This window comes from Phocaeicola salanitronis DSM 18170 (assembly GCF_000190575.1).
Taxonomy (GTDB): Bacteria; Bacteroidota; Bacteroidia; order Bacteroidales; family Bacteroidaceae; genus Phocaeicola; species Phocaeicola salanitronis.
In genome coordinates this window covers 3,742,141-3,754,198 of the sequence record NC_015164.1, presented here as the reverse complement: position 1 = coordinate 3,754,198, position 12,058 = coordinate 3,742,141, and the positions used below count along the sequence as shown (strand labels likewise).

Below are 12,058 nucleotides of genomic sequence, written 5' to 3'. Positions count from 1 at the left end.
TCGATTAGCATGAAGCATATAGAACGAAGAAAATACTTGGATGAACTCGTTTCCTTGCGGAACAACGGTATGATTAAGATTATAACCGGGATGCGCAGGTGTGGCAAGTCGTACTTGCTCTTTGAGATATTTACCTCGTATCTGGAAAGCAACGGCATCGCCCCAGACCATATCATAAAGGTGGATTTGGAAGATTACAGGAACCGTGCCATGAGAAATCCGGACAACCTTTATGCCTACGTGGAGAGCCGCATCACGGACGGAGATATGTATTACATCCTATTGGACGAGGTACAGATGCTCGACCAGTTCGAAGATGTGCTGAACGGCTTCCTTAGAATACGCAATGCGGATATTTATGTAACGGGTAGCAATGCGAAATTCCTGTCCAAAGACATCATTACGGAATTTCGGGGGCGTGGCTTCGAGGTAAAAATGTACCCGTTGAGTTTCAGCGAGTATATGTCCGCCTATCCCGGAACGGTACAGGCCGGATTTAACGAATACATGCTGTATGGCGGGCTTCCGCAGATTCTGTCCTATCAAACGGAAGAACAAAAGGTGCGCTTCCTGAAAGCCCTGTTCGACGAAACCTACCTGAAGGACATCAAAGATCGTTACGAGATACGAAAGGATGATGATTTGGAGGAACTCATCAACATCATGGCTTCGGGCATCGGTGCGCTGACCAATCCGAACAAACTGGCAAATACGTTCCAAAGCGAGAAGAAATCGCCCATATCCAATGATACCGTCAAGAATTACATTGATTACCTCTGCGATTCGTTCCTGATAGAGAAGTCCACCCGCTACGACATCAAGGGAAAACGCTACATCAATTCCCCCTATAAGTATTACTTCTTGGACTTGGGGCTGCGCAACGCTCGGATTAACTTCCGCCAGTCGGAGAAAAGCCATCTGATGGAGAACATGGTTTATAACGAATTGCGGATACGTGGCTTCAATGTGGATGTAGGCGTCGTTCCTGTCGTCCGCAGAAGCGAGGACGGGAAACAGCACCGTTCCAGCCTTGAGGTCGATTTTGTTTGCAATCTGGGGAGCAGACGGTATTACATACAGTCGGCCTATCGGATGGAATCCGATGAGAAAATAAGGCAGGAACGGGCTTCCCTGTTGAGAGTGGACGATTCTTTCAAGAAGATTATCGTTATCGGAGAGGAAAGCCCCATAACAAGGGATGAAGCAGGGATTACGACCATCAGCATTTACGAATTCTTGCTTAAGGAAAATTCACTGGAACTTTAAGATGACCCTAATGATTGGCGGAGGAAATGGCAGGATGCCGACGGTCATTCTGCCCCTCCCGAAAATTCTTTTGCGAACTTTTCCAAACCATCCGGTTTGTTTATCCGATTCTTTTCGTACCTTTGGGCAGTGAGATTAGATATGTGCCTGACGGTTTGCTGAATACCGGAGGGTAATTTACCATTAACAGCAAGAGACGACCATGAACATTAAAAGCAATATTTTTGGATGCCTTTCCTACATCGGAATAGCCATAGAGTTTCTGTTGATAATTCAAACCTATATATTCTTGGACATGGGGAAATACGGCTATATGTTGGTGACCGGAAGCCTTGCGGTGATTCCGTTTGCCATTATGTACTGGAATATGCGGAGAAGCCAAAGGCGGGAAGAGGACAACAAAAAGAAACACAAGGAATGGCTTCGTTCCAAAGGCGTTGCGCTGGAAGTGGATTTGAACAGTTGCAAAATTTCCGAAAACAAACGAACCGTCCATTATACCCGGATGGACATTCCCGCTTATTCATTAAAAACACGTTTACATGCGCCTGCTTCACTGGATGAACCGGATTTGCCCTACCAATCATGGCGCAGTCAGGAAATGAATGCCAGCGAAGCACTTATGAATCCAGACCGGATGCATGAACCGCTTTCTTATGAACGCTGCTATTGCATCGTAAAAGCAACTTTGGATTACAAGGGGAAACGGACGCAGTTTTTCAGCGAACCCATCCTGATGGACAAGTGCAGTTTGGGCGTTTTTCTTGCCTTGCATAAAAGTGGAATCATTTATGTCAATCCCCAAAATAAAAAGGACTACTTTTTCGACCTTGATTTCCTGAAACAAGAATGATTTACCGTGTAGCTTTGTAAAAAAGGTGGCATTTGTCTATATGGGATTGTCTATTGTGATTTATGGATTAGCGCACTTTTTCAAACCGTTTGGTTTGTTTCTCCGATTCTTTTCGTACCTTTGGGGCATGGAGGTTGGGATATACGCCCCGCATGGCGCGGGTTAGTGGAATGTCCAATACTTATAGGTGTTGTTGTCAATACATTATAAACAATTAGAATTGAAATAGGATGGTAGTCATTGTATTGCTTCTTATGCTAATTATAGCCTTCTTGGGATGCCTTGTCCGAAAGGATTTAAGACACTCCTTGATGTTTGCATTTCCGATTATCATCATTGTTGGAATGTATGTATGGCTATTTACATTGTTGCCTGTTCAATGGGGATTAAAAAGAATGCCTTTCGTTGAGCAAGTACAAATAAGAGGCGTATCTGCAAATGACTACACCGATATAACATGCAGTCATCCTATATGGGATGGAGTAATTGAATTTGTAACAGATAAGAAGCTCGATGATTGCCTGCTTGTTTTGGTAGGAAGCAATATCAGTAATTTCAGTTGGAATGATTGCATTGGTGATGATAATTTTGCCATACTAACCTCTTATGATGTAGATTTTGTCAAAGAAACAAACGATAAGTTTTTATATAAAGCACTGTTCATTACACAGCACCCCAATGATGATATAATATGCGATAGTATCTATTGCAAGGTATTTATGATACGAATGTTTGCCCCTATTTATGAAACAAACGAATTTGTAATACCATACAACAAACTATTTCAAATGAAGAATAGAGTGTATAACCAAGTCGAGCCAACAGCTGAACACTGTTCCTCACCAAACCATTAAAGGCATGATGAAGTTATTAGAGAAATATTACAATATTCTATACTATTGCGAATATAACTTGTTGTTCCTTATTTTGAAAAGGATTTTGAATCCTTTCTATTGGCTAAGCCTCCCAAAATGGAACAACAAGTACATGAAATGTATTGTATCAAGAATAGAAAAGCAAGAAGTTAGTGAAATTCATGGGGGAGCAAATGTAATCATTTCTTCACGGGCAATGTTTGCCATAAGCTGCACCAGTTTTTGGTTGCTTTGTATGGCATTGATTGTAGGCAGCAAAGTCTTAAAGATGTTAGGCATAGGCGTTCCAATTGCCATTTTTGAGTACAAGTTCATTCTTTTATTATTGCTTATATCCTTGATTTTCTATCTATGCTATATAAATGAATTATTTGTATTCAAGAAGGATAAATACAGGAAGTATTTCGCCGAGTTCGATAAATTTATCTGTTGCTTAGCAGCGCATGAGGGAATTCAAATTGAAAAGTAAAATAATTATGAGCTATATTACAGCAAAAAGATTGGGAAGGGTTCTTATTTGGGCATGGAACAAGTATGTGAAGAAAACTGCCATTCCTTACAAGGAGATTGATTTCCATTATCCGGATTGGGTCTTTTACCTGACAGGTCTTGTCTTTTGTGGAATTGCACTGGGTATCATCCTGTTTTATTTTGCATTCTGGAGAACATAATCCATTGAATATATGAGCAAAGAAAGGAAAAGAAGCGTATAAATAATGGCGATATATGAATATAGTTCACAGAGTATTGGGATATTTATGGTATAAGACAGAACGCTTAACTCGATGGATGGACACAAGTATGTATTCATGGAATGTTCCGAGTGTATTAAGTCTTGTATTTCTGCTTTATGGAGTAGATATAGCCTCGATTTATTGGGCGACTACAAGCACTAATCCGGCTCCGTTTATTCTGCTTGCTCTGCTCGCCTATCCTGTTGTATGGATAATTCTGTACGCTTATTATCATTATAAACGACGGTATTTGAAAATCCGGCAAGATAAATCGTATGAGAAATATTCCAGCATTTGGGCTATCCTGTTTTTGCTATTTCCGTATGTCTTTTTGATTATTTTCGCACTTTGGTTACAATGATACTGTTCAATAAACTTTTGGGATATTGGAGTCGAATTGAGATAATGGCGGATGCTCTACCCGGAAAAGCCGTCATCAATGACACTTTTTTCGAGTAGGCTTGCCAGACTTGAAGAAAGAAACCTTATCTTTGTAATCGGAAACTCTGTCACTTGGTGACATAAATTTCGATTAGCATGAAGCATATAGAACGAAGAAAATACTTGGATGAACTCGTTTCCTTGCGGAACAACGGTATGATTAAGATTATAACCGGGATGCGCAGGTGTGGCAAGTCGTACTTGCTCTTTGAGATATTTACCTCGTATCTGGAAAGCAACGGCATCGCCCCAGACCATATCATAAAGGTGGATTTGGAAGATTACAGGAACCGTGCCATGAGAAATCCGGACAACCTTTATGCCTATGTGGAAAGCCGCATCACGGACGGGGATATGTATTACATCCTATTGGACGAGGTACAGATGCTCGACCAGTTTGAAGATGTGCTGAACGGCTTCCTTAGAATACGCAATGCGGATATTTATGTAACGGGTAGCAATGCGAAATTCCTGTCCAAAGACATCATTACGGAATTTCGGGGGCGTGGCTTCGAGGTGAAAATGTACCCGTTGAGTTTCAGCGAATACATGTCCGCTTATCCCGGAACGGTGCAGGCCGGGCTTAACGAATACATGCTGTATGGCGGGCTTCCGCAGATTCTGTCCTACCCAACGGAAGAACAGAAGGTGCGTTTCCTGAAAGCCCTGTTCGACGAGACCTACCTGAAGGACATCAAAGAGCGTTACGAGATACGCAAGGACGACGACCTGGAGGAACTCATCAACATTATAGCATCGGGCATCGGCGCGCTGACCAATCCGAACAAGCTGGCAAACACGTTCCAAAGCGAGAAGAAATCGCCCCTGTCCAGCGATACCGTCAAGAATTACATTGACTACCTCTGCGATTCGTTCCTGATAGAGAAGTCCACCCGCTACGACATCAAGGGGAAACGCTACATCAATTCCCCCTATAAGTATTACTTCATGGACTTGGGGCTGCGCAACGCTCGGATTAACTTCCGCCAGTCGGAGAAAAGCCATCTGATGGAGAACATGGTTTATAACGAACTGCGGATACGTGGCTTCAATGTGGATGTAGGCGTCGTTCCTGTCGTCCGCAGAGGCGAGGACGGGAAACAGCACCGTTCCAGCCTTGAGGTCGATTTTGTTTGCAATCTGGGGAGCAGACGGTATTACATACAGTCGGCCTACCGGATGGAATCCGATGAGAAAATAAGGCAGGAACGGGCTTCCCTGTTGAGAGTGGACGATTCTTTCAAGAAGATTATCGTTATCGGAGAGGAAAGCCCCATAACAAGGGATGAAGCCGGGATTACGACCATCAGCATTTACGAATTCTTGCTTAAGGAAAATTCACTGGAACTTTAAGATGACCCTAATGATTGGCGGAGGAAATGGCAGGATGCCGACAGCCTTTCTTCCCCTCCCGCCAACTCTTTCGCTACTTTTTCAAACCATTCGGTTTGTTTATCCGATTCTTTTCGTACCTTTGGGGAATCAACAACTAATTAATGAGATATAGCTAAAAATTCTACTCCCCATGATAGATAAAAATATGATGCGCATTATTTTGATTTTGGCAATTTGTGGTTTTGTTGGATGTGCTTCTAACAGGAATGTGTTGTTGGTGAAACAAATTGAGAGTACAAACCCTGTTGTATTGAGAATGAAGAAAGATAAAAGTTCTATTTTCAGTTTATCCTATCCCTTATCTTTTAAGGTAAAGAAAAATGATGATAGAGACATTTATTATGCGGAGAACTCTTATTTATTCCATAATGAAGGACTTAGTTCAGGTACAGCAGGCTGCTATTTAATGACCGATGATGAAGACAATTCTTTGACTTCATCTTATTATAAAGTGTTTAATGGTTATACATTATACATTATTGATAAGAACGACACGATAAAAGAATGGATGTCTGCCTATTACAAGAAAATGATGGATGAACATAAAGACACCATTCATGTCCCCTTAAAAGAATTCAACAGCAACTTTGGATATATTATAGATAACTTTTTTGAGGGGGATTCCATTTATCTGCATTTCCATGACCATAAAAGATGGCATGATATTCCTTTAAGAGTTTCTTTCAATTAGCTGTCAGAATATAAAACTATATGCCGGAAGCAAACGGCTTAATCACCCTAATAGCAATTAGTTGCCGGATATTATAAATTGGGACAAATGATTCATTGGCAAAAGATAGTAAGGACGATATGGGCGTTAGACGATAATATATCGTTTTTTTTCCATAATGTAAAGCAAGCATGAAAGCAATCAGACTGATAAAATTCTTCTTCGATGCAATGTATTATCAATTCTTCATATTCAACCGGGACAAATTTCGGTTGGAAAACCCGCATGAAAGAACTGTGATGCTATTTTGCGGACTATTATTTTTACCTGCAATAGTGTTTATTTATCCATTGGTCAAAGAGAACTTCGATTATGATTTGCCGTTTATTTTTTTCATTTTAATCTATTACATCATGTACCGTTTTATGAGCAAGTATTACATCAAAAAGAAAAAGGGAATTGAAATAATGCGGGAAAAGCCATTGCTGTTTGGCAGTCAAAGGTTCTCCTGTATCATGTCTTGGGTGATTTATCCTCTTTGGGGCATATTGCTTTATTATATGATTAAGTACAAGTATTGGCTGAATTTCATATAATCATTTTTTTGCTTGCCGCGAACGCAAGTTTTCCCTACCTTCGTGAATTAAAAACATAAACCCCTTACGCTTATGATAACAAACCGGGAAGAAGTGCTGGAGAACGCCTTGCGGGTGTTCGCCAAGATGAACTACGAGAAGGCAAGTCTGGTGACTATCGCCAAAGCCTGCGGGCTGTCCAAGTGGGGGCTGATTTATTACTACTCCTTCAAGCAAGACCTGTTCGTGGCGGTGGTGGACAAATACATCTTCGCCACGCAAGACCCTGCCAACAAGTTCAGCTTCCGGGGCGGCACGCTGCTGGAGTTCATCGACCACCATGTGGAAAGCGTGGAAAAGACCATGCGCCGCATCGTAGGCTTGCTCGACGACGGGAACAACCCGCAGGGATGCAGCTACAACTTCTACTACTTCCACCTGTTGATGCAAGTGCGGCAGTATTACCCCGATGCCGGGGCGAAGTTCGCCGCCCTGTTCGAGAAAGACCGGAAGCTGTGGCGCGACATTATCGAGCGGGCGAAGTCGTCGGGCGAAATCCGCGCGGAGGTGGACACGGAGGAAACCGTCGCCATGTTCCGCGAGGTATTCTACGGCTTGTCTTTCGAGCAGGCTTTCCTCTCCGGTCTGGACACGGGGGAACTCTCCCGCAAGCTCCGTTTCATCTATTCGCTGATTAAAGCCTGACCCGTTCAGGCTTTTTTTATGCCCTCCGGCATCCTTTCTCTCCCTCCTGAAAAATCTTTTGCGACTTTTCCAAACCGTTTGGTTTGTTTCTTGGATTCTTTTCGTACCTTTGGGGCATGGAGGTCAGGATATACGCCCCGCATGGCGTGGGTTAGCGGAATGTCTGACATCTGACGGGTGTTGCTATTAGAGATTAGGAAACACACCTGCCAGGTGTCGGTTATCGAAATATCCTATACCTACAGGTGTATTTATAAACAAATTAACATCAAAAACAGTGTACCATAATGGAAACAAGAGATAAACTTTTTACCGAAGAACAGTATTTGAAGCAACTGAAAATGTATGATGAAGATATTAGTTATTATGAACAAATGCATCTTTCAGGAAAACATATAGGTTACGATTCTTTGTTCAATTATAGGCTTCGTTATTTATTGGTACAGTATTCTATGGGACAGGATATTGATAATCTGAAAAATAATTATGTGGAAGTCATCAAAACGATGCCGAGATTTTGGACGGATAACGGATTTTATATTGAAATGTTGTGGCTTTTGTCAATAGGTATCATGTTGGATTATGAAGATGACCTAATACAGAGTTTGGTGCAACTGATAAAAGATAGAGAAGCAAAAGACTATATTTATGACACCTTGATTAGATACAGATTCCCAGATTGGAAAAGGACTACAAACAAAGTATTATATCCGTCACCCTATCAAGCTGCTATCACTGTTACAGAGTTGGCAGAACAAGATAAGGCAGAAGCTGTAAAACGATTGGAAAAATACCTCAAAAAAGAATGGTATCGGGGTCATTCTGATTTATCTTGGCACAACGACCATAAATATGGTATCAACCATGACGGTTATTGGTGTTTTGAAAGCGGTGCATTGGTCAAGGTTTTGGGGCTGGATGATAGCAGCCTGAAAGGGTTGCCATATTATCCATACGATATGGTACACTGGAACGACAACATAAAATAAAGATAAGTATGAGTTACTCTGTTTGTGCATATTTGACAGAAGCCGATAAGGTAAAGTCTGTTTATGGAGCTCGTGATAATCTGCTGCTTAACCAATTAAAGGCTGCACTGAAGCCGGGACTTGACAGTTTGAACGATTATTTCAGCGATAGTCTGAACACGGATATGGATGCTTATGCTGTATTGGCTGATATTGTGAACGGAGAAGTCCGTTATCCCGAAATCGCTTCCATGTACGGGTATGTATATGAAAAGATTTGCAATCATTTCGGAACGCAAATCTATTGTGCGGAAAACCTTTGGCAACTGGATAGCCAAAGCACATTCATCCCTATTCCATTGAGTGATGATTTTCCCTATATCATTAGCATACCTGTTTCTGAATTGGAGAGCAAGAGGATGGAATACAATTCGCTGGAAGAAGGCAATGGTATCGGCGATTACGACTATGAGCAGGAAATGGACGATTTGAACTTCATTTTCGATGAAGCCGTTGAAGCACAAAAGGACCTTGTGATTATGGTGTATTAATATGGTACACTGGAATGGAAATTAAATATGATGTTAACGAAGCAGGATAACGGACAAGCCGTTCCCTGCTTAACCATTACTAACAAATATGGATTATATATTTTATAGACTATATCGAATGTATGAAAAGCATGGCGACCCACCATACCTTAGTGCTGTCATCCACTTATGTTATAGCTTGGGCATATCACTCATTATAGCCTTTTTCGCTATTAAGGAATGGTATGACATGCAACATAAATATGCGTGGTTCTTAGAGGGACTTTATAGCTTATGCTTCTTACTCGTTCCTTTATGCCTGTTAATCATATATTGCTGTATTCGATACAGGAAAAAGAAAATTCTGGAATTAAAAAAGAAGTATCAAGGTTGCACAAGAAACAAGCTAATTTCTAATTGGATGATATTCTGCATTCCGATTTATATCGCAATCATAGGAATTTTAATTTTTCGTAAACTGTTTATAGCTTGATAAATCGGCAGAAAAATTCGATTAGTCTTATAAATAATAAAGTTAGTAACAACGAAAGATAGCATCTAACGATGCTCCTTTCTAACCATTATCAATAATTAAAAGAGAATACAATGACAGAAGATATGGTAAAATTCAAAATGCTATTAACCCCTTGGCATGGTACTCCAATAGCACCGCCATATATTGACTCTACTTTTACAGAGGAAATAAAATCTAAAAATCCTTATAACAATCCTGTTTATAGCAACGATTGGTTTAACTATTCACCTATGAGAGCCGGAAAGCCTGTCCCCTTAACGGACAATTATAAATTGCCTACCCACTTTTATTGGATATGCTCGAATGTGAAAAGGCTGGAAACCGATTATTATTCACATTCCAAAGGGGTTATATTATCTTCCTGTCTTTTCGAGTTCCTGAAGCAATTTAAGTGTTATGATAAATATGATATATGCGAAGTAACGCCAGTCTCCAGAAAGTTGGCTCCTATAAGCGATAAAAAGTATTACTTTATAAGATTTAAGCATTTGTCATATAACCAATTCATCGATTTGGAGAACTCGAACAGGATTAAGAGAATGAATAAAGTTATAACTTCATATTTGTATCTTGATTTCCGACTTAGAGAACAAACGGCATATCCTCATATTTTTTGGATGAAAAATGTATTGGTCGCAGAAGATTCAGTTGCCGACCTAATCAATGGAAACGGTTTTAATGGCTTTAGAATGGTTGAATTAAAGGATTTTGTAGATGAATATACATTTAGAGATACACATCCATATCCTACGATGCAGGAAATGAAGGATAGAGATAGGAAGTGGTTTTAATATATTGATAACGAGCCAAGTTAGCTGCTAAATGCAGCTCCTTGTCCAGCCATTATAAACCCCTAAAAAACAAACGACAATGAGCATTTTTTTTGAAAGCGGTACAACGCATCAACCCGTCAGAACCGGACGAACCTAAGAAATGGTATCCCGTTCAGTACACCACCAAGATGGTGGACGAAAACGAAGTGGCTATGCAGATAGCTGACGGGACGACTGACCCGTTTCCGTGAGTCGGGCAACTTGAAATCGTGAGTTGGGCAACTCAGCTCGGTGAGTCGGGCAACTCACGGAAACGAGTTGGGCAACTCGGAAAAGTGAGTTGGCGGGGGATTACAGGTAATAAACATTATCAATAATAAAAATAATAGAGCTATGTATGAAAATGTAAGCGAGCAGCGTAAGCAGGAGTTGAATATTTTGAAAGTATGGGCGGAATGTGCCGGAGATACTTATTACTATTCAATGCCTCAATCCAGATTTGATAAGAATATGGAAGGTTGTGAGGAGGAAGAATTTTTCAAAGCATATTCCCGCCAACGAAAAATAGGATTGGAAGAATTTGCCAACGAAATATCAAGCCAAATAGCATCAATCCAACATTCGGAAGAATTGCATTATCTATTGGATGGTTACAACTATGATAATGGAAACTGGACTGTTATGCAATGTTTAAGCAACCCATGTTGTGATATACGTACCGCAAGAATGGTTTATTGGCTCATGAGCCCGGACTACTATTATGCCCAATATGGAGACCTTGAGCATGTTCCCGAATCTGATATAAATATCAAGAACTCCAAAGTATTGAAATTCATTGAGGGAAAAACTCTATCACAAGGCTTTGCGCATGGGCTATCCTCTGAATATGAAGATGCGGAAGTACCCAAAACTAATGAGTATATAGAGAAGATTCCTGATGCTTTATTCGCGGATGGGAACTGATAGCACATATTCCCGTAAGTTTAGTCCGTCCTTTTGTATATACATCCAAACTGGCTTAAACCTGTTTCCATCGGCAGCAAAGTATGTGCCCGGCGAAAAAGAGAAAGCGGCATTTCCTTTTTCGCCAGTTTCAAGGCTGATGGCTCCGGTGGTTGGCAGGGGAAATGGCAGGATGCCTACAGCCTTTCTTCCCCTTCCGCCAACTCTTTCGCGACTTTTCCAAACCATTCGGTTTGTTTCTTCGATTCTTTTCGTACCTTTGGGGGCATGGAGGTTAGGATATACGCTCTGCATGGCGCGGGTTGGTGGAATGTCCGATGCCCGACAAGTTTTATTGTCAATACATTATCAACAACGATTAAAGTTATAGACATGAAACATATACAAATGATAACAATGATGTGTGTGATTTGTTTAACGGCAAGTTGTACAACGCAAAAGGTTGCATATAGAGAAAGGTTTGAAGAAGCAAAAGGATATGCCCTTTATGCTTGCATCGCACACATGAACAAGTTTGTTGATAGTACATCAGTTATCAACAAAGATTATTCCGGCGAATATTTTGTTCAATTAAGCAGCTTATCGCTGGAAGAAATTATCGGAATTAAGGAATATGTGGATAAAGAATGTATGAATTATTGGAGCATATCACACAATCCGGAAGGTAATATGATTGCATATTCATCATGGAAATTCTATAACTCCAAAGACTTGGATAACTTTATCCGTAAGACATTAAGGAAAAATATCGGTAACAACGAAAGATAGCATCTGA

15 protein-coding genes are annotated in these 12,058 nt (G+C 40.7%); 14 read left to right on the top strand and 1 reads right to left on the bottom strand.

Going from position 1 to position 12,058, the window contains the following annotated elements; genetic code table 11:
* Window positions 1-9 precede the first annotated feature (9 nt).
* The 13 genes from BACSA_RS16150 (at window position 10) to BACSA_RS16080 (ending at window position 11,283) form a co-directional block, all read left to right on the top strand.
* Complete coding sequence (locus tag BACSA_RS16150) at window positions 10-1,266, top strand: ATP-binding protein (protein WP_013619093.1); 1,257 nt, start codon at window positions 10-12, stop codon at window positions 1,264-1,266.
* 202 nt (window positions 1,267-1,468) lie between these two features.
* Window positions 1,469-2,119 carry a hypothetical protein gene (locus BACSA_RS16145; protein ID WP_013619092.1) on the top strand — a complete coding sequence of 217 codons (651 nt, stop codon included), beginning with the start codon at window positions 1,469-1,471 and terminating at the stop codon, window positions 2,117-2,119.
* A 230-nt stretch (window positions 2,120-2,349) separates the two neighbouring features.
* Window positions 2,350-2,973 (top strand): hypothetical protein, encoded by a 624-nt coding sequence (locus BACSA_RS16140; protein WP_013619091.1) that lies wholly within the window; start codon window positions 2,350-2,352, stop codon window positions 2,971-2,973.
* Between the two features lie 4 nt (window positions 2,974-2,977).
* Window positions 2,978-3,463, top strand: coding sequence for a hypothetical protein (locus BACSA_RS16135; protein WP_013619090.1), 486 nt, complete (start codon window positions 2,978-2,980; stop codon window positions 3,461-3,463).
* 7 nt (window positions 3,464-3,470) lie between these two features.
* Complete coding sequence (locus tag BACSA_RS16130; RefSeq protein WP_013619089.1) at window positions 3,471-3,665, top strand: hypothetical protein; 195 nt, start codon at window positions 3,471-3,473, stop codon at window positions 3,663-3,665.
* Window positions 3,666-4,265: 600 nt separating this feature from the next.
* Window positions 4,266-5,522 carry an ATP-binding protein gene (locus tag BACSA_RS16120; RefSeq protein ID WP_013619086.1) on the top strand — a complete coding sequence of 419 codons (1,257 nt, stop codon included), beginning with the start codon at window positions 4,266-4,268 and terminating at the stop codon, window positions 5,520-5,522.
* 172 nt (window positions 5,523-5,694) lie between these two features.
* Complete coding sequence (locus BACSA_RS16115) at window positions 5,695-6,255, top strand: hypothetical protein (RefSeq protein WP_013619085.1); 561 nt, start codon at window positions 5,695-5,697, stop codon at window positions 6,253-6,255.
* A gap of 647 nt (window positions 6,256-6,902) precedes the next feature.
* Entirely contained in the window at window positions 6,903-7,514 is a 612-nt protein-coding gene (locus BACSA_RS16105) for a TetR/AcrR family transcriptional regulator (protein ID WP_013619083.1), read from the top strand.
* A gap of 287 nt (window positions 7,515-7,801) precedes the next feature.
* Window positions 7,802-8,503 (top strand): PoNe immunity protein domain-containing protein, encoded by a 702-nt coding sequence (locus BACSA_RS16100; RefSeq protein ID WP_013619082.1) that lies wholly within the window; start codon window positions 7,802-7,804, stop codon window positions 8,501-8,503.
* A gap of 8 nt (window positions 8,504-8,511) precedes the next feature.
* Window positions 8,512-9,033, top strand: coding sequence for a DUF7691 family protein (locus BACSA_RS16095; RefSeq protein ID WP_013619081.1), 522 nt, complete (start codon window positions 8,512-8,514; stop codon window positions 9,031-9,033).
* Between the two features lie 585 nt (window positions 9,034-9,618).
* Window positions 9,619-10,338, top strand: coding sequence for an Imm43 family immunity protein (locus tag BACSA_RS16085; RefSeq protein WP_013619080.1), 720 nt, complete (start codon window positions 9,619-9,621; stop codon window positions 10,336-10,338).
* 92 nt (window positions 10,339-10,430) lie between these two features.
* The gene (locus tag BACSA_RS19530; RefSeq protein WP_083802621.1) at window positions 10,431-10,571 is read left to right on the top strand and encodes a DNA-binding protein; all 141 of its coding nucleotides are present in this window, start codon (window positions 10,431-10,433) and stop codon (window positions 10,569-10,571) included.
* 142 nt (window positions 10,572-10,713) lie between these two features.
* A complete protein-coding gene (locus tag BACSA_RS16080) occupies window positions 10,714-11,283 on the top strand; it encodes a DUF4274 domain-containing protein (RefSeq protein ID WP_013619079.1) in 570 nt (189 codons plus the stop codon).
* Here the strand turns inward: BACSA_RS16080 and BACSA_RS16075 are convergent.
* Window positions 11,263-11,511: a hypothetical protein gene (locus BACSA_RS16075; protein WP_083802660.1), complete on the bottom strand. Its 249-nt coding sequence runs from the start codon at window positions 11,509-11,511 to the stop codon at window positions 11,263-11,265. The two genes, BACSA_RS16080 and BACSA_RS16075, sit on opposite strands and share 21 nt — an antisense overlap.
* A 144-nt stretch (window positions 11,512-11,655) precedes the next feature.
* Here BACSA_RS16075 and BACSA_RS16070 point away from each other — a divergent pair, with 144 nt between their 5' ends.
* Window positions 11,656-12,051 carry a hypothetical protein gene (locus BACSA_RS16070; protein WP_013619078.1) on the top strand — a complete coding sequence of 132 codons (396 nt, stop codon included), beginning with the start codon at window positions 11,656-11,658 and terminating at the stop codon, window positions 12,049-12,051.
* Window positions 12,052-12,058: the final 7 nt, after the last annotated feature.